The organism is Winogradskyella pulchriflava (assembly GCF_042434315.1).
Classification (GTDB): Bacteria; Bacteroidota; Bacteroidia; order Flavobacteriales; family Flavobacteriaceae; genus Winogradskyella; species Winogradskyella pulchriflava.
Map to the genome: position 1 here is coordinate 245,286 of NZ_JBHLTQ010000003.1, position 18,753 is coordinate 264,038.

General features: G+C 33.2%; 14 protein-coding genes. 4 read left to right on the forward strand and 10 right to left on the reverse strand.

Annotated features, from left to right (window positions below; translation table 11 throughout):
• Positions 1-30: 30 nt before the first annotated feature.
• The 3 genes from ACFFGA_RS07275 to ACFFGA_RS07285 form a co-directional block, all read right to left on the reverse strand.
• Entirely contained in the window at positions 31-1,323 is a 1,293-nt protein-coding gene (locus ACFFGA_RS07275; protein WP_386061796.1) for a glycosyltransferase, read from the reverse strand.
• A gap of 30 nt (positions 1,324-1,353) precedes the next feature.
• On the reverse strand, positions 1,354-3,768 hold the full coding sequence (locus ACFFGA_RS07280) for a YfhO family protein (RefSeq protein WP_386061799.1): 2,415 nt from the start codon (positions 3,766-3,768) through the stop codon (positions 1,354-1,356).
• Positions 3,769-3,842: 74 nt separating this feature from the next.
• Positions 3,843-4,115, reverse strand: coding sequence for a DUF4834 family protein (locus ACFFGA_RS07285; protein WP_386061801.1), 273 nt, complete (start codon positions 4,113-4,115; stop codon positions 3,843-3,845).
• A gap of 125 nt (positions 4,116-4,240) precedes the next feature.
• On the opposite strand from ACFFGA_RS07285, the gene ACFFGA_RS07290 reads away from it, so the two are divergent.
• The gene (locus ACFFGA_RS07290) at positions 4,241-5,212 is read left to right on the forward strand and encodes a transporter (RefSeq protein ID WP_386061804.1); all 972 of its coding nucleotides are present in this window, start codon (positions 4,241-4,243) and stop codon (positions 5,210-5,212) included.
• A gap of 8 nt (positions 5,213-5,220) precedes the next feature.
• Positions 5,221-6,342, forward strand: coding sequence for a GTP cyclohydrolase (locus ACFFGA_RS07295; protein ID WP_386061807.1), 1,122 nt, complete (start codon positions 5,221-5,223; stop codon positions 6,340-6,342).
• 47 nt (positions 6,343-6,389) lie between these two features.
• On the opposite strand, the gene capB is transcribed toward ACFFGA_RS07295, so the two are convergent.
• The 3 genes from capB to ACFFGA_RS07310 all read right to left on the reverse strand — a co-directional run bounded on the left by capB (position 6,390) and on the right by ACFFGA_RS07310 (position 11,035).
• Positions 6,390-7,649 (reverse strand): cysteate-C-fatty acyltransferase, encoded by a 1,260-nt coding sequence (capB, locus tag ACFFGA_RS07300; protein ID WP_386061810.1) that lies wholly within the window; start codon positions 7,647-7,649, stop codon positions 6,390-6,392.
• 210 nt (positions 7,650-7,859) lie between these two features.
• Positions 7,860-8,897 carry a cysteate synthase gene (capA, locus tag ACFFGA_RS07305; RefSeq protein WP_386061813.1) on the reverse strand — a complete coding sequence of 346 codons (1,038 nt, stop codon included), beginning with the start codon at positions 8,895-8,897 and terminating at the stop codon, positions 7,860-7,862.
• A gap of 71 nt (positions 8,898-8,968) precedes the next feature.
• Entirely contained in the window at positions 8,969-11,035 is a 2,067-nt protein-coding gene (locus ACFFGA_RS07310; RefSeq protein WP_386061816.1) for a S9 family peptidase, read from the reverse strand.
• A gap of 77 nt (positions 11,036-11,112) precedes the next feature.
• Here ACFFGA_RS07310 and ACFFGA_RS07315 point away from each other — a divergent pair, with 77 nt between their 5' ends.
• Positions 11,113-11,436 carry a YbaB/EbfC family nucleoid-associated protein gene (locus ACFFGA_RS07315; protein WP_386062417.1) on the forward strand — a complete coding sequence of 108 codons (324 nt, stop codon included), beginning with the start codon at positions 11,113-11,115 and terminating at the stop codon, positions 11,434-11,436.
• Positions 11,437-11,719: 283 nt separating this feature from the next.
• Positions 11,720-12,910, forward strand: coding sequence for a hypothetical protein (locus ACFFGA_RS07320; protein WP_386061819.1), 1,191 nt, complete (start codon positions 11,720-11,722; stop codon positions 12,908-12,910).
• Positions 12,911-13,109: 199 nt separating this feature from the next.
• On the opposite strand, the gene ACFFGA_RS07325 is transcribed toward ACFFGA_RS07320, so the two are convergent.
• The 4 genes from ACFFGA_RS07325 to ACFFGA_RS07340 form a co-directional block, all read right to left on the reverse strand.
• On the reverse strand, positions 13,110-14,120 hold the full coding sequence (locus ACFFGA_RS07325) for a glycosyltransferase (protein WP_386061822.1): 1,011 nt from the start codon (positions 14,118-14,120) through the stop codon (positions 13,110-13,112).
• A 9-nt stretch (positions 14,121-14,129) separates the two neighbouring features.
• Complete coding sequence (locus tag ACFFGA_RS07330; protein ID WP_386061825.1) at positions 14,130-15,161, reverse strand: glycosyltransferase family 2 protein; 1,032 nt, start codon at positions 15,159-15,161, stop codon at positions 14,130-14,132.
• Positions 15,162-15,248: 87 nt separating this feature from the next.
• Positions 15,249-16,268, reverse strand: coding sequence for a threonine aldolase family protein (locus ACFFGA_RS07335; protein ID WP_386061828.1), 1,020 nt, complete (start codon positions 16,266-16,268; stop codon positions 15,249-15,251).
• A 3-nt stretch (positions 16,269-16,271) separates the two neighbouring features.
• On the reverse strand, positions 16,272-18,674 hold the full coding sequence (locus ACFFGA_RS07340; protein ID WP_386061831.1) for a zinc-dependent metalloprotease: 2,403 nt from the start codon (positions 18,672-18,674) through the stop codon (positions 16,272-16,274).
• Positions 18,675-18,753 lie beyond the last annotated feature (79 nt).

The window sequence follows — 18,753 nt, forward strand, 5'->3', positions numbered from 1 at the left end:
AAAATATCAAACTCCAAAAACCTTTACGAATTAGAAATTTATAATAAGCTCGCTAAGTTTTTTTGTGAGTGCCTTTCTGCTATAAGGTTGAATACCAATTGGACTGGTTACTAACTGTTTATTTTGATAAGCCTCAAAATACGTTAAAATCTGTGTTTTTAATTCGGCTTTCTCATTATAGTTGAAATACTTTCCTGTGTTGGTAGATTTTATAATTTGCTCTACATCAGAGTCTTTTGGACCTATAGCTAAAATTGGCGTTTCAGAAATTAGGTATTCAAATACTTTTCCTGGTATAATAGCTTTTGTGTCTTCGGAATCAATTTCTATCAATAATAAAAGTTGAGATTTCATTTGAAACTGAAGCGCTTCGTCATGGCTTACGTAGCCAACAATATTCAAATGTTTTTTTAATCCATTTAGATTGATTGACTCTATAACATCATCACTCACCACACCAACCAAGTTCAATTGAAATGCTTTTGAAAATGTTTCATTTTCGTTAATCAGTTCCGAAAGTACGTTCCATAAAACCAAAGGATTTCTTTCGGACAACAACGAGCCTATATGAGATAGTGTGAATTTTTCGTCCTTACCTTCTACACTAACAGAATGCGAATCGTATCCATTGGTAATTACAGTAACAGGTTGATTTGTTTTGGTCTGAAACTCGTTTTTGGTATGATTGCTCGTCACAATTATGTGATCTGTTGTGTTTAGGACTTTAGATTCTAGTGATTTGTGTTTTGCTTTTGATGATTTGGTGAGTTTTAAGTCCTTATGATAACCAATAGTAGTCCAAGGGTCTCTAAAATCTGCTATCCACTTTACTCCAAGTCTCGCTTTTAATTGTAGTCCTATTAAATGTAAACTATGTGGTGGACCAGTAGTAATTATAGTCTCAATTTGGTGCTCTTTTATATAGCTTGAAAGAAACGAAACCGAAGGGTTTACCCAGTTTTTTCGAGCATCTGGAATAAAATAATTCCCTCGAATATAAAGCATCAGTTTTTCAACCATCGATTGCTTTTTAGCTTTGGGAATAACACCAGAACTTATTTGCTTTGTGCCTCGTTTAGAAAACAAACTTGCCAGTGCATAAGGTTCTTTAATAGGTTGTTTTATAGTGGTGATATCTTTGGGGATTTCATTAACCAAACTTTCATCTCTAATAGGATAGCTTGGGTTTTCTGGGCAATAAACAATTGGCTCAATATTAAATTCTGGCAAATATTTTACAAATTTTAACCAGCGTTGTACTCCAGGACCACCAGCTGGTGGCCAATAGTAAGTGATTATTAATATTTTTCTCTTTAAGCTCATCCCGACCTTCCCGGAGGAAAGGAGTTTAAATCAGTCCGTTTTCTTTTTAAAAGTATATAAAATTCCTAGTAGTAATAGTATTCCAAAAACAGCAGAACTCGCTAAAGCAATTTTACTTCCTGTTTCTACTACTTTTGGTTCAAATTTAAACTCTATCGTATGATTACCTTTTGGAATAGGCATACCACGTAGTACATAATTAACACAAATGTGTTGCGTTAACTCGCCATCTAAATAAGCATTCCACCCATTACCATAATAAATTTCAGAAAAGACTGCAAAACCATCGTTTGAGTTATTTGATTCATACTTTAGATAATTGGGCTTGAATTCTTTTAATTGAATTGAAGCTGTAGAATCAACATTAAATGTTTGATTTTTTAAGTCTCTATACATTCTTGATACAGCTTCTGTTTTTGTATCCAAGCTATCCAAAGCCATGATTTCCTCTTCTGGATTTTTAACTTTTCTTAATTTAGAAACAAACCAAGCATTACCATTAGCTTCTGTATTAGTATAAGGAAAAACCTGTCCTTGATCCTCAGCAATGATATATTTAGTATTGAGCATGTTTAAGACATTCATATTGTTCTTATAAATATGAAACTCCATTAACTCATTATATCTACCGAGTTTCGCAGCATGATAACCAAATAATGAATTGTGAAAATACGATGCCTTGCCGGGAGGACTACTAGTCATGTCCAAAACCCTAAAATGTCCTTTGTCTTTTAAAATTTCTTTATCAGCAGCATTGGCTTGATAAGGTTTATCTACACTTAGAGCTGACACAAAATTATCATTGTTTACATATTGCCTATCAACACTAACTAAATCAAAAAGCACTAAAGCTGCAAAAACAACAACTACCAATGTTTCTGAAAGTTTTTTCTTTAAAAATAGAAATACTGTTCCGGCAGAAAGTAAGACCAAAATTAATGTTCTTATGGTATCTGTTGTAAATAAAGCTTTTCTGTCTTCAATAATAGAATTGATAAACTCTCGTCCATAGGCTTCAATATATTGATCGTCTCGTAAACCTTCAAAATCAAATAAAACGGATTTAAACAATAAAAACACCAATGCCAAACCAGCTGTGATTGCCACTGTATATTTTAAGGCTTTTAGTTTATATTCTTCATTTTGAAAATCATTAAACAACCTTACCAAAGCAAAAATACCTAGTACAGGAATACACAGTTCTAAAATAACTTGTATAGAACTAACTGCTCTAAATTTGTTATACAATGGCACATAATCAATAAAAAAATCTGTTAAGAACCCAAGATTCTTCCCATACGATAACAAAAGTGACAAAATAGTACCAGCAACAAGCCACCATTTTAGTCTTCCCTTTACTAAGAATAAACCCAAAACAAAAAGAAAGATGATTACAGCACCTACATAAGCCGGAGCTTCTACAATGGGTTGATCTCCCCAATACATTGGTGCGTTTCTTGAGGCTTCTAAAGCATCTATTGGTGAAGCACCAAGATTTAAATAAGCCTTATAGGTTTCAGAGTCTTTACCAACATCTTCGGAATTACCACCACCCATAAACTTAGGAATGTACAGGTTAAATGTTTCCGCAAGTCCATAACTATACTCTGTGATATACTCCTTACTCAAACCAGAAGAAGCTTCTTTTGGTGAGCCATCAGGATTAATGGTTAATTCACTTTTACCTCGAGTACTTTCTTTAACGTACTCTTGAGTAGCCATGATATTAGTGGCATTTAAGCCAACAGCAATGATAGCCGCAACCACCAATAAACCTACGGATTTAAAGAAATGTGATAACAGTTTTTTTCTGTAGGCATCAATTAAGTAGGCAATTCCTAGAATAATAACTAACAATAGCAGATAATACGTCATCTGAAAATGGTTAGCAACAATCTCTAAACCTAAAGCTACAGTTGTAAGTAAAAAACCAAGGATATATTTTTTTCTAAATGTGAGTATAATGCCTGCCAAAACCATTGGCATATAGGCTATAGCATGCGCTTTTGAATTATGACCAACACCAAGTATTATAATGAGATAAGTAGAAAAGCCAAAGGCTAATGCGCCCAGAGCTGCCAGCTTAAAATCAACTTTTAAAGAAAGTAGCAAAATATAAAACCCTATAAAATAAAGAAATAGATAATCAGCTGGTCTTGGCAGAAAACGCAGTGTTAAATCAAGCTTTTTTATGTAATTGTGTGGGTATTTAGCACCTAACTGATATGTAGGCATTCCGCCAAAAGCACTGTTAGTCCAATACGTTTCTTCACCTGTGGCTTTAGCAAACTCCTTTTGCTGTTGCGCCATGCCAATGTAGTGCATAATATCGCTCTGAAAAATCTTTTTGCCTTGTAAAACCGGACTGAAATATGCTAATGACAAAACCACAAACCCTATTAAAACTAGAATATGAGGTAAAAAACGTTTAAATGAAAATGACATGAAAATCTGCTAAATAATTGATTCTGAAAAGTAGTTATTTTTTTGATAAGATGACTTATGACTCTGCAACTATATCAATCAATTTCTTCGTAATCAATGTATTCTCCAACTTTTTCGTTAGATGTTTTATTTTGGTTAGGCATTTTGTCGATAACCGTCTCTCCTTCGCGTCTTTTTTGTTCTGTACGCTGTTGTGACTGGTTTTGGAAACCTCCAAATTGCTGTCCAAATTTCTGTTCAGCTTTTTTTGCTACAAACCGTAATAAAAACGGTGCAAATAGTCGTGCTAAAATCTTGAAGCCAAACCAAACCAGTAAAATAATTAATATGGTTCTTAATAATCCCATTGCCGAAGCTGTTTGTAATATAATAGTAAATAATATTCAAAAATACAATTATCACAATTTATAATCCGTTATAATTCCTTAAAAAAAGTATAAAATATCTATATTTGAATTTAAACTATACACAAATGCGTACACTCAAATCATTTTTTGTTTTACTAACACTACTAGCCTACACTTCAACTTACGCTCAATATACTGAAGTTATCAACTCTAATCGTCCTGGTGTTTCTGAAAGCGCCTTTTCTGTTGGTACTAATGTAGCACAGATTGAAGCTGGTGCTTTTACCGTAAAGGAAGAGCACACACCTCTAAACTACGAAGTTGCTGGTTTTGGCTTAGATTTTTCTATCCGTTACGGTTTGTTATTTGAGCAACTAGAACTTTCATTGGACGGTATTTATCAAAATGACAAGATAACCTACAACAATGCAGCTATACCTATTGAAGATAAGCGTTCCAATTTTAGAAATTTTACATTTGGAGCTAAATATCTGGTGTACGACCCTTATAAAAATGCTGAGGAAGCAAAACCGAATTTATACAGTTACCATGCTAACAGAAAATTTCAATGGAAATCTTTAATACCAGCTGTGTCAGTTTATGTTGGTGCAAATATAGACTCTAAAAATAATCCTTATACTGCACCAGACATTGAAGGATTTAGCCCAAAAGTGATGATCGCTACTCAAAACAACTTTAATGGTGGTTGGGTATTTGTAATGAATTTAATAAAGGATAGAATAGGTACAGATTTTTCAGATTTTCAATATGTTTTTACACTAACACACTCTTTTACACCTCAATGGGTTGTTTTTGGTGAAGCTCAAGGTATTAACAGTGATTTTTATGCAGACAATATTTTTAGATTTGGTGGCGCCTACTTATGGACTAAAGATTTTCAATTAGATGCCAACATAGCCTTTAACACTAAAGATACTCCATCGGTATTCAACATTGCCTTTGGAGTTTCGTACCGTTTAGACTTCCATAAGGACAAGAAAATTGATAATGGTAATGGCAATACTGGAAAATTTAAAAAGAAACGAAAAAAGGATAAGAAAAAGAAAACAGAGGATTTTGATTCTGACGGTTTATAATACGCTGCATGATTACAATTAAAGAAGCCACATCAAAAAAAGAATTAAAAACTTTCGTTAAGTTTCCTTTTAGTCTCTACAAAGGATCTTCATCTTGGGTTCCTCCTATTATTTCTGAAGAGGTAAGAACCCTTGACAAATCCGTAAATCCTGTTTTTAAAGACGCAGAAGCACGTTACTTCCTAGCCTATAAAGAGAATAAGATTGTAGGACGCATAGCAGCCATCGTTAACTGGCTGGAAGTCAATGGCCAAAATGAAAATAAAATGCGTTTTGGATGGTTTGATGTTATTGATGATGTAGAAGTCACCAAGCGTCTTCTAGAAAAAGTACATGAGATTGGAAAAGAAAAAGGTCTCGACTATGTAGAAGGTCCTGTTGGTTTTTCTAATTTGGATAAAGTTGGCATATTGACAGAAGGTTTTAATGAAATTGGTAGTATGATTACTTGGCACAATCATCCCTATTATGCTGAACATTTTAAAGCACTAGGTTATGACATTGGTAAAACTTACTCTGAAAACAAAATGGAGTTTAAAAATATTTTACCAGAGTATTTTACACGTATACAGACAATGGTAAAGAAACGTTACCAACTACGCGAATTAAACTTTACCGATAACAAAGAGATAATGCGATATGCAGACGAGATGTTTGATGTGTTTTCTAAATCACACTCTGTTTTATCTTCTTTTGTTGAAATCAACCAAGAGCAACGCGAATATTTTAAGAAAAAGTTTATTGGCTTTCTTAACCCTGAATACGTGAAGTTTGTTTTGGATAAGGATGATAATTTAGTAGGGTTTGGTATTGTAACACCTTCTTATGCAAAGGCATTACAAAAGATGAATGGTAAACTTTTTCCGTTTGGCTTTAGGCATTTGCTAAATGCTAAGAAAAAAGCCAAAACCGTTACGTTTTATCTTATTGGTGTTTTACCTGAGTATCAAAACAAAGGTGTTACTGCTATAATTTTTCAGGAATTCTATAATACCTTTAAAGAAAAAGGTATTGAACTTTGTATTAGAGGTCCAGAACTAGATGATAATATTGCTATACAACAACTCTGGAAAAACTTTAAGCCAGTAACTCATAAAAGGCGTTGTACATTTAAAAAAGCTATTGCATAAAAAAAGCCACTATTAAGTGGCTTTATGTTTTAATATATTTAGGAAAGTTATTCTCCCATAGCAGCAATTAAAGCTGCAGACATTCTCTTGTATGTACCATTTAAAAGTCTTTCTCTAATAGCATCAAACGCATCCAATGTTTCTCTTACATCTTCTAAAGTATGTGTTGCTGTAGGTATCATTCTAAGTAAAATTAACCCTTTAGGTATTACAGGGTAAACTACTATAGAACAGAATATTCCATGATTTTCACGAAGATCCTTCACTAATGCCATTGCCTCAGGAATACTACCTTTAAGATATACAGGAGTCACACAACTTTGGGTAGTTCCAATATCAAAACCACGCTCTTTTAATCCAGATTGTAACGCATCTACAATAGTCCAAAGATTTTGCTTTAACTCAGGCATTGTACGTAACATATCTAAACGTTTTAATGCACCAACAACCAATTGCATTTGCAATGATTTGGCAAACATTTGCGAACGTAAATTGTATTTTAGATAATCTATAATTTCCTGGTCACCAGCAATAAATGCACCTGTACTTGCCATAGACTTTGCAAAAGTGGCAAAATAAACATCTATACCATCTTGCACACCTTGCTCCTCACCTGCACCAGCACCAGTTTTACCTAATGTACCAAAGCCATGAGCATCATCAACAAATAATCTGAAATTGAATTTTTTCTTAAGGTCAACGATTTCTTTTAAACGACCTTGCTCACCACGCATACCAAAAACACCTTCAGAAATCACTAAAATTCCTCCACCTGTTTGTTCTGCCATCTTCGTAGCACGCTCAAGGTTTTTCTCTAAGCTTTCTACATCATTATGCTTATACGTAAAGCGTTTACCCATGTGCAAACGCACACCATCAATTATACAGGCATGAGCATCAACATCGTAAACAATAATATCGTCCTTAGCAACTAATGCATCTATGGTAGAAACCATACCTTGGTATCCAAAATTTAAAAGATAAGCCGCTTCTTTGCTAACAAATTCCGCTAACTCATTTTGTAATTGCTCATGTAAATCTGTATGCCCAGACATCATTCGAGCACCCATTGGATAAGCAGAACCATATCTTGCAGCAGCCTCAGCATCAACTTTTCTTACCTCAGGATGATTAGCCAGCCCTAAGTAATCATTAATACTCCAGGTTATTACTTCTTTTCCTTGAAATTTCATTCTATTAGAAATCTCACCTTCAAGTTTAGGAAATACAAAATAGCCTTCAGCCTGCGCAGCCCATTTTCCTAATGGCCCTTTATCCCTGTAAATCTTTTCAAATAAATCCTTCATACTTTACGATTGCCATTAATCGTTATTCTATGTTTATTAAAACACAGAATTGACTCTTAATTTTTGTTAATTTAGTTTTGTTAGTATCTGCAAAATTAATTAATAATATTATCACCACATAATAATATTCAATCTAACTATTCACTAAGTTTTAAACACAAAAAAACCTACCATAGTTATTATGATAGGCTTTATTTATGGTTGGGTATATTATTTTATATATTCTATTGTTGTGTGAACCTTAGTTTTACTATCAAAGAAACCTTGGTCATTCATCCATTTATCACTATAAACTTTACTCATATAACGAGATCCGTGATCTGGGAAAACAACAACTATTTTATCTGTTGGCTTAAATTCACCTTCTTCACTTAGCTGTTTAATCGCTTGCATTGCAGCACCACTTGTATAACCTACAAAAAGACCTTCAGTACTAGCAATTTCTCGTGCAGTATGTGCACTTTCTTCATCAGTGACTTTTACAAACTTATCTATTAAGTCAAAATCCGTAGCAGTAGGAATTAAATTCTTACCTAAACCTTCAATTCGGTATGGATAAATTTCTTTATCATCAAACTCACGAGTTTCATGATATTTTTTCAATACAGAGCCATAAGCATCAACGCCAATGACTTTTACGTTTGGATTTTGTTCTTTCAAATATTTAGAAATACCCGAAATTGTTCCGCCAGTACCACTACAAGCAACTAAATGCGTTATTTCACCATTAGTCTGGTTCCAAATTTCTGGACCTGTTGTATTGTAATGGGCATCAATATTTAACTCATTAAAATATTGATTAATATAAATAGAGCCATTATTCTCTTCGTGCAAACGCTTAGCGACTTGATAATAAGACCTAGGGTCATCTGCGTTAACATGTGCTGGGCAAACATAAACCTTAGCTCCCATAGACTTTAACATGTCTATTTTATCTGGAGATGATTTTGAACTTACCGCAAGAATACATTCATAACCTTTAATGATACTTACCATTGCAATACTAAAACCTGTGTTACCAGAAGTAGTTTCAATAATAGTGTCGCCTGGCTTTAAAATGCCTTGGCGCTCAGCTTCTTCAATAATATGTAATGCAATTCTATCTTTTGAAGAATGACCTGGATTAAATGCTTCTACTTTAGCATAAAAATCGCCGTTAAAATCAGCTGTCATTCTGTTTAATTTGATAAGTGGAGTACTTCCTATAAGTTGAAGCACATTATCAAATACATTTTTGTTGTTGTTCATAAATGAAATTTTTCGGTAGTCATTATTTATTAGACACCTAAAACCTCGCAAAAGTAACATTTTTTTTTTAATTAGCTTGAAATACCTTCAAGATCGAAAAGAAAAGCAAACTCTTCTGCATCCTCTTTTAAGCTTTCAAACCTTCCTGAAGCACCGCCATGACCTGCATCCATGTTAGTTTTAAGATATAATTTATTAAAATCCGTTTTCATGTCCCTTAATTTTGCAACCCATTTTGCCGGTTCCCAATATTGCACCTGAGAATCATTAAGACCTGTTGTAACTAACATATTTGGGTAGTCTTTTGCCTCAACATTATCGTAAGGAGAATACGATTTTATATAATCATAGAATAATTTATCGTTTGGATTTCCCCATTCATCATATTCGCCAGTTGTTAATGGAATGGAATCATCTAGCATGGTTGTAACAACATCAACAAAAGGAACTGCTGCAATAATACCATTATACAATTCTGGTGCTTGGTTGATTATAGCACCCATTAATAAACCTCCTGCACTACCTCCCATGGCATACAAATGTTTTGAGGATGTATAACGCTCTTTAATTAAATGGATTGAGCATGCAATAAAATCTGTAAATGTATTCTTCTTATTTAATAACTTACCGTCTTCATACCATTGGCGACCTAAATATTCTCCACCACGAATATGAGCAATAACATAGATAAACCCTCTATCTAAAAGACTTAATCTAATTGAAGAAAAATAAGGATCAACTGTAGAACCATAACTGCCATAAGCGTACTGTAATAATGGATTGGTTCCATCTTTTTTAATTCCTTTTTTATATACAACAGACATTGGTATTTTTGTGCCATCATTTGCTGTGGCCCATATACGTTCTGATGCGTAGTTTTCTTTATTGAATTTTCCTCCTAAAATTTCCTGTTCTTTTAAAACCGTTTTTGTTTTAGTACGCATATTAAATTCAATAACAGAGGTTGGAGTTGTTAAGGAATTATAGCCATATCTTAAAACCTCAGTATCGAACTCTACATTAGTGCCAGTATAAGCTGTATAGGTTTCATTATCAAAAGGCAAATAGTAGTCTTGCGTTTCGTCCCATCGCTTAATGCGTATTTCATTTAGTCCATTTCTACGTTCACTTATGACCAGGTAGTCTTTGAAAATATCGATGTTTTCGAGAAGTGTATCCTCTCTATGCGAAACAACTTCTTCCCAATCCTCTATAACTCTGTGGTTTTCAGCACATTTCATTAATTTAAAGTTGGTTGCTTTATCCTTATTGGTTAATATGTAAAAATGCTCTTTGTAATGCGATATGCTATACTCTAAGCCTCTTACACGTGGCTGAAACACTTCAAATTTTTCGTTAGGTTTGTCTGCGTTAAGAATATGATACTCATTGGTAAGCGTACTATAACACGCTATGATAATATATTTTCTAGATTTGGATTTATAAACAGCTACACCAAAAGTGTCGTCCCCTTCTTGAAAGATTAATTCATCTTCTTTCTCCTTTTGACCTAATCTATGCTTGTAAATTTGATAAGCTCTTAATGTCACCTCATCCTTTTTAGCATAAAACAAGGTTTTATTATCGTTTGCCCAACTCGAAGAACCTGTAGTATTCAACACCCTGTCCTTTGCTACAACACCAGTTTTTAAATTTTTAATATGAATTGTATAGTTCCTTCTTCCTGTAACATCAACTCCATACGAAACCAGCTTATTATCTGGACTAATACTAATTCCTACAAGTTTAAAATAATTATGACCTTCAGCCATTTTGTTACAGTCAAACAACAACTCTTCAGGATTATCTAATGAATCCTTCTTACGTGTATATATTGGATAACCTTTACCTTTTTCAAACCTAGTAATGTACCAATAACCATTATATTTATAGGGTACAGAAGAATCATCTTCTTTTATCCTAGCTTTCATTTCTTCAAACAAATCCTTTTGAAAATCCTTTGTATGTGCCATTTGCGCATCACAATATTCGTTTTCTGCATTCAGATAATTTATAACTTCTGGATGCTCTCTGTCTTTCATCCAGAAATAATTATCCACCCTAATATCACCATGTTTTTCAAACTTATGCGGAATCTTTTTTGCCACTGGTGGCTTTCCTTCTGAAATCTTTGTCATTTGTTTTATGAAAAATTTATTCTAAAAAGATGCGCAATTTAGTAATTTTGAAGCGTAATAATTTAAAAGACACAATTATGTTTGGAGATATGATGGGTATGATGAATAAACTTAAAGAAGCCCAAAAAAAAGTAGAAGAAACTAAAGAACGCCTAAACACCGTTTTAATTGACGAAAAAAGTAATGACGACAAGCTTAAAGTTACTATTACTGCAAATAGAACTATTAAATCCATCTCTATTGATGACGAATTACTACAAGACAAAGAAATGCTTGAAGACTACTTGATATTGACCCTTAATAAGGCTATTGAAAAAGCTTCAAATGTACACGAAACAGAAATCGCTGCTGTTGCCAAAGAAGGTATGCCAAATATACCTGGCATGGATATGTTTAAGTAGGTTATCACCTAACCTCTTTCTTACTCCTTAATTAACAATATATACTATTTTTAAATAGTAATTTTTTACCTGCCTCATTTTTAGAATTTGTTAGGCATATCTGTTATACATCAGTTTGTTAGCCCTAAACAATTATCCAACAAATACTATTTTTAACGACCAACTGTACAGTCTTTTATTTAGAACTGAAAGATTGGCATTTGGTCTAAAAAAAAAACAAAAAGAATTGTTAAAAATTATATTTGTTACATTATTAATGCTATTAACCTAATTATTTATTATTATGAAACAATTCTCAAAATTATTCTTACTAGCGATGCTTGTCATTTTCGCATCGTGTAAAAGTGACTCTGTTGAAGAAGAACAGCAAGGTCCAACTCAAGACGCATTACGATTTGAAAATGGTATCGTAGTCTCTGATGGCGAAGAAGACAAAGAACTTATTTTTACTGCCGACAGTGAAATTATTAAAGGTGACGGTCTTACAATTGCAGCTATGACAAATACACCAAATGTAGCTAAAGTTTACAATGTTGTTGATGCTGACAGAGCTCCTAACAGTAATGATGGACAACCAGTATCTAACATGTGGTGGTCAATTACTGGAACTGATTATGATAGTCCTTCATCATACTACAGCACTGTAAATGGTGACAACATGGTTTTTACTGAGTATACAGATGGTACTGCTCATTTAGTTGGAACTACAGTTTCTGGTACATGTGTAGTAGATGTTGACGTTTGGTTTATGGACAAAAAGACATGGGCTGAATGGGAAGCAATTGGTGGTGGCCACAAAAAAGAAGGTACTGCTGGTAATGCATCTAATTCAGAAGACATGAGTTTTTATGTTATAGATGGCTCTAGAAGTACATTAACTGCTAATGGTGGTGATTGTGATATGACTGGTACATTTGGATTAATTCAAATGCCAGATCCTAATGATCCTAATACACCAAATTTTGGAGCTCATATTGGTCCAGGTGGTGCTAACTATGATTCTAATATTGGAGCTTTAGGTTTAAGTACTTGGGGTTGGATAACAGATCTTTCTACTGGTGAGAAATTATACACTATGGATTTCAACTTTAGATTAGAACTTGCTGAAGAAGAGTGTGATGACTGTATTGGTAAAGTTACAGATTTAACATTAAACTGGGATTGGCATCACGATTACAGAGTAAGAGTTTACCAACGTTATGAAAATACTTGCTATGCTACTAAGATATTTGATTCTGTTGTAGGAGCTAACGAGAACTTTACAATAAACGGTTCTAACTCTAATGGAACTTTTGGTAGTTATGTATACATTTATGTTGGTAACTGCTACTATACAAAAATTAAGACTAACTGCTACCTAAATATCGGTCCTGGATATAGACGCGGTGTTGTAGAAGTTGTTAGTGGACACAGTACTCAAGGTGGAGAGCTATGTGAGTACGAACCGCCTCACCACTGGTGCTGGTGGTGGTAATCTGCCATTAAAAACATAATCCCTAACACTAAAAACTATTTTAGTATTAATGATTAAAAAAAAGGAGACAGTAACTGTCTCCTTTTTTAATTTTAATATGATACGTATTTTATTTTGATGAGCTATTAGAAGTCTAAATCGCAAATAAAAGTTAGACTAAGGTGTATATAACACAATTTTGAATAGAGAATAGTTTTATCTACTTTCTTAAAAGAGGGTTGAGCAATCTAAATAAGATAAAAAACAAGCCTTTCTTATTAAACAGTTTTACTAATATAGAATAGGAAATGCCACTATAATCCTCACCCACAAAAGCATTCATAGGATAAGCACTAGTTTTAGAAAGATCATTAATTACCTTCTTAACTTCATTAAGCTTTATTGTGGATTTAAGCATCCTGACCATCATAAAGAACACAAAAGATTGCTGCCTTGTCCTAAGTCGTTTAATACAATTTGGATTCGCGTTTTCTGATTCTAAATCTTCAATTAAAGCTTCAAAAACAATTGCTGCGTTTCTGTTATCATCAATTACTTTTAAGTAGTGAAGCGGTTCTTTACTTGTCATAGCAGAACCTTCAACAATTAAATGTCTGTGAGCATCTAAAGACAATTTTGCCATTCTCTCCGCTGCAATAAATAACTGAGCGGTAATTATAGCGTCTTCCATCCAACGGTCTTCAATAAACTTAATATTAGAATTCGTAATAAAAGATCTTTTGATAACGTACCACCATACTTCATTCTGAAAACGATTTTCAGCTATGTAATCTATACCTGTGGATATTTTAGAAAGCGCTATGTTTTCAGTTTCTGGTGTAACATTAAATAATTTTGAATCCGTTATCTTCCTCGATAAAAAGGTTAGAATATCCAGCGAATTATTTTGTGCAGCATCAAGAATAGACTTCAAAACGTTTGGTGCTATAAAATCATCTGGATCAATAAAGTAAATATAATCGCCTTTAGACAAAGACAATCCCAAATTTCTTGCACTCCCTACACCTCCATTTGTTTTGGTATGTACGTTAATATTAGAATACTTTTCTTCAAATTTTAAGGCGACTTCCAAACTGTTATCCGTAGAACCATCATTGATTATTAGAATTTCATAATCTTTTGAGTCTAGGTCTTGATTTAGTAGACTTTCTATACATTTATTAAGAAAATGTCCAGAATTATAAAGTGGAATAATTATACTTAGCTTCATTAGTGTGCCTTAAAAGTTTAACAGTCTAAACCTGTAAAGTAGTCTACAAGGAAACAATATAGTATAAAATAAAATTTTATGGTTAAAAATATAAATTAGTGCTTTGTGTTTAAAGGAATTATAACGTTCTCCGATAAAGTTTTTTATTGGGTAGGCATCTATCTCTTTTAGTTTTTGAAGAATGTTATTTATTTCACTAATCGATATTCCTGATTTAATTAATGTATAAAACATAACATATACATTAACATCTCTCCAATGTTCTACTTTGTGGATGACATCTGCCAATTCTGGATCGTTTTTTTTAGCAATATCCGTAGCTAATAGATTATAACGATCAAAAATCACCATATAATTATTAAGCATCTTAGTTAAATGTTTCCGTTCATTACTATTCATAATAGACGTCGGAACAATTACATAACGATGTATATCTACAGGTAGATATAACATTCGTTCAGCCATATGAAGTATTCTAAGAGTAAATGGCCCATCTCCTAATGGATTATTTTCATCAAAGATTAATCCATGTTTCTTCATAAAATCTCTTTTGATGATATACCACCAAACCGTATTGGCATGATAGGCATTATTTGCCAAAAAATGATTGCCACTTTCTATTTCTACATTAAGCATATTATCATCCTTAGTGGATGCATGCATATCTTTTCTTGGTGTAGAAATGTAATCAAAGCCTAAAACGTCAACATCAGTTTCAATAGCTGTGTTTATAATTTTACCAAATGAATTATGAACGATGTAATCATCAGAATCGAGATTGTATATATATTTCCCCTTTGCTAATTCCAACAACTTATTACGAGTAGCATAAAGACCAATGTTATCATGAGAGTAAAGCCTTATATTACTGTGCTTATTAGCATAGTCCTTAGCAATCTCATACGAACTATCCGTAGAACCATCATTTATAATAATTATCTCATAATCTTCAGTTGGAATATCTTGATTAATTACACTATCTAAACAATTGCCGATGTGCTCTTCGACATTATACACTGGAATTAAAATGCTAAGCTTCATGGTTAAAATTTAGGTAAGGCGAAAGTAAAAGTAATACACATTAACTCTAAATATACTCGTTAATATGTTATAGATATCCCCTTAAAATCATAATACTTTCAGTGAACTCAGCAACTTTTCATGCATATCATCTGTATAATCTAAATGTGTTACCATTCGCAGCTTATTGCTTCCCATACCGATAATATAAATACTTTTCTCTTTTAAACTATTTAAGAATTGTGTTTCATCTACTCCATCGTTCAATTCAAAGATGATGATGTTGGTTTCAATAGGTTCAACTTTCTTAATTGTTTTTAAGTTTGAAAGCACCTCACCTATTTCAACAGCTTTTTTATGGTCTTCTTTTAATCGATCAATATGATGGTCTAAAGCATACAATCCTGCTGCTGCCAAATAACCTACTTGTCGCATACCACCACCTAAAATTTTCCTTACCCTTAAGGCTCCTTTCATTAATTCCTTATTTCCCAAGAGCACTGAACCCATAGGACAACCCAAACCTTTACTTAAACAAACTGAAATCGTATCAAACAACTCTCCATACTGTTTTGGGCTTTCCCCTTTTGCAATTAGAGCATTCCAAATTCGAGCTCCATCTAAATGATAGCCTAAATTATGTTTATCTGCTACTTTTCTAATAGTCTTTAATTCTTCAAAATCCCAACAAGCTCCACCTCCTTTGTTTGTGGTGTTTTCAATAGCAATTAAAGATGTTAACGGACTGTGGTAAAAGTCTGGTGGGTTTATAGATGCTTCGGCTTGCGCTGCAGTAAACATACCTCTGTGACCATCAATTAACTTACAAGAAATACCACTATTAAATGATGCACCACCTCCTTCATAATTATAGATATGTGCATACTTATCGCAAATAACTTGTTCTCCAGGATTGGTATGCAATTTTAGTGCAGCTTGATTTGCCATACTTCCCGTAGGAAAAAACAAGGCTTCATCCATACCAAACATATCTGCCAGTCGCTGTTCTAGAGCATTCACGGTTGGATCTTCTTTATATACATCATCGCCAACTTCTGCTGTTAACATGGCTTCTAACATAGCTTTTGTTGGTTTAGTAACTGTATCGCTTCTTAAATCTATAATCATATTTTAATTTGAATTATAATTACAAACATCACTACCGATTGGTGAACCATCTGGAATTTTTGGTGAAGTTTCTATTTTAAATTTTTCAGGATGCTCGTAAAATTCTTTAATCATTAAATTGTATTGATACTGAACAGCATTCATTCCCATATTTTTCTGAGCTATATCTCTTATCGCTTTATTGGCAATGGCTTTAGTTTGAAAATAACTTTCATCATTAGTTGCCAAATTCATCAAATACTTTAAAACATTAACATTGATTTGTTGTTGTATTTCTGATAAATATGCATCTTTTTCTGTTTTTCCGAAAGTCTGCTTTACAAGTGCATCAATGACATCTTCTAAACTCAACTGACCATCATCTAAACTCTTTTGTAATACTAAACGATTGGCACGTTGCGGATGCAGTAAATATTTTAAAGTCATATCACTAACTGTGTTAGCTGCACTTAAAGGGTCAAACGCAACTCCTGTTTTTCCTTTAAAGGATTCTCTACTTCGATTATAACCAAAGGCTCTTGGCGGAAATAATTCTAACTTATCCTTAGGAATTGCTAAAGTTTTCGTAGAAAGGGCTTTTAAAATAGCTTCTAAAGTTTCAGATTGAAGTTTAGCATTAACAGATTTTGTAATTAATTGACCATCTCCTTTTACAGCATAATTATAATCTAAACCTCCAATAACTTTAGTAGCAGCTTCAACTTGATAACGATGATAGAAATATAAAGGTACAAACACATCTTCTAAAACCGAATACGGCTCGTAACTCCTTATATTATCTTTCGAAAAATTTTCTATTGCTTGTTCACGTAATTGCAACACAGCATTCAATTCTTCAGCTGGCGTTTTTCCATTATCCCACAAATGTGCTAAAGCGTGTGCTCCACCTGCAGCTCTGGCATCAGAATCCGTTATAAAACGTAAACCATCATCTTGTGCTTTCTTCAGAATATTATTTAAGGCCTCTTTTTCGTTTGTGTTATCGTTAAATTCAGAATAACTATAAGCCACAGTTACTTTATCCCAATCTCCAATTCCTACAGCATAAGCATTACTGAAGTCTATTTTACCATTTTTAACTGTGATTTGAGGATGAGGATAGTCCATAACTGAAGCTCTATTATTAGTACTTGCAGCAAAATTGTGTGCAAAACCAATGGTATGTCCAACTTCATGTGCACTTAATTGTCTTATTCTTGCCAAAGCCATTTCTAACATTGGTTGGTAATTATCATCACTTTCGGCAAACGGCTTATTCATTAATGCTTGAGCAATCATAAAATCTTGACGTATTCTTAAACTCCCTAAACTTACATGACCTTTTATAATTTCTCCAGTTCTTGGGTCAACAACACTTGCACCATAACTCCAACCTCTAGTGCTTCTATGAACCCATTGAATTACATTGTATCTGCAATCCATAGGATCTGCATCTTCAGGCAACATTTTTACCTGAAAGGCATCTTTAAATCCAATAGCTTCATAGGCTTCATTCCACCATCGCGCTCCATCTAATAAAGCGGAACGCACAGGTTCTGGAGTACCAGGATCGAGATAATAAATAATTGGTTCTACAGCTTCACTAACTTCAGTGTTTGGATTTTTCTTTTCTAAGCGATGACGAATAATAAATCGTTTTTTAATATCCTCTTGAATTGGAGTCGCATAATCCATATAAGACATTGAAATAGCACCACTGCGTGTATCAAAAGCTCTAGGTTTATACTTATTATCTGGCAATTTTATAAATGAATGATGCTGAATAACAGTCACCAAAGAAGATGTTGGTGTTACGCTTCTTAAATTTCTTCCTGTTGGTTCGCCTTTAAAAGTTAATAAAGCTTCAAATTCTACATTTTCAGGAAAAGCTTTTGTACGTTCTAATGCTAAAGCACTTTTGGAGGCATCAACTTTATAAGTTCCTTCTTTTCCTCTTTTTAAACGGTTTGCAACACCATGAGTGTCTTCCATTAAAAATGGTGTAAAATCAACCATATATTCACCATCTTTTTCTGAAAGAATTTTAAACCCGAATAAAACAGATTTTGCAAAGGCTTGCTCTATACTCTTTCGTTCTAACTCATTTTCAGTATTAGCTCTATATTTTAAATTAGGCTGAATTAGCAACAATTTATTTCCTGCTTTCTTAAAATAAACTAGACGCTCTTGCCCTAATTGTCCTCTATCAAGCCCAATATCATTACTACCAACACCAGATGCTAAAGAATTTACATAGAGAAACTCTTCATTTAGTTTTTCAACTTTTAAATAAATTTTATCGGTTGATTCTTCATAATAAAAGTCGAAATAACCATTAAAAGTTTTAAGGTCTTTTTTATCTAGAATCTGTGCCTGAAATTGATAGCTTAAAAACAAAAAGCCAAATACAAAGTATAATTTTTTCATGTTAAAAATATTGAATCATAAAACTACGGAAATTCTAAAAAACCGTTTCAAAATTATGGCACTTTAATATCGCACCTTA

Excerpts from the sequence above, each read along its gene's own strand:
- ACFFGA_RS07275 (WP_386061796.1), bottom strand. The coding sequence starts at position 1,323 with ATGAGCTTAAAGAGAAAAATATTAATAATCACTTACTATTGGCCACCA.
- ACFFGA_RS07280 (WP_386061799.1), bottom strand. The coding sequence starts at position 3,768 with ATGTCATTTTCATTTAAACGTTTTTTACCTCATATTCTAGTTTTAATA.
- ACFFGA_RS07285 (WP_386061801.1), bottom strand. The coding sequence starts at position 4,115 with ATGGGATTATTAAGAACCATATTAATTATTTTACTGGTTTGGTTTGGC.
- ACFFGA_RS07290 (WP_386061804.1), top strand. The coding sequence starts at position 4,241 with ATGCGTACACTCAAATCATTTTTTGTTTTACTAACACTACTAGCCTAC.
- ACFFGA_RS07295 (WP_386061807.1), top strand. The coding sequence starts at position 5,221 with ATGATTACAATTAAAGAAGCCACATCAAAAAAAGAATTAAAAACTTTC.
- capB (WP_386061810.1), bottom strand. The coding sequence starts at position 7,649 with ATGAAGGATTTATTTGAAAAGATTTACAGGGATAAAGGGCCATTAGGA.
- capA (WP_386061813.1), bottom strand. The coding sequence starts at position 8,897 with ATGAACAACAACAAAAATGTATTTGATAATGTGCTTCAACTTATAGGA.
- ACFFGA_RS07310 (WP_386061816.1), bottom strand. The coding sequence starts at position 11,035 with ATGACAAAGATTTCAGAAGGAAAGCCACCAGTGGCAAAAAAGATTCCG.
- ACFFGA_RS07315 (WP_386062417.1), top strand. The coding sequence starts at position 11,113 with ATGTTTGGAGATATGATGGGTATGATGAATAAACTTAAAGAAGCCCAA.
- ACFFGA_RS07320 (WP_386061819.1), top strand. The coding sequence starts at position 11,720 with ATGAAACAATTCTCAAAATTATTCTTACTAGCGATGCTTGTCATTTTC.
- ACFFGA_RS07325 (WP_386061822.1), bottom strand. The coding sequence starts at position 14,120 with ATGAAGCTAAGTATAATTATTCCACTTTATAATTCTGGACATTTTCTT.
- ACFFGA_RS07330 (WP_386061825.1), bottom strand. The coding sequence starts at position 15,161 with ATGAAGCTTAGCATTTTAATTCCAGTGTATAATGTCGAAGAGCACATC.
- ACFFGA_RS07335 (WP_386061828.1), bottom strand. The coding sequence starts at position 16,268 with ATGATTATAGATTTAAGAAGCGATACAGTTACTAAACCAACAAAAGCT.
- ACFFGA_RS07340 (WP_386061831.1), bottom strand. The coding sequence starts at position 18,674 with ATGAAAAAATTATACTTTGTATTTGGCTTTTTGTTTTTAAGCTATCAA.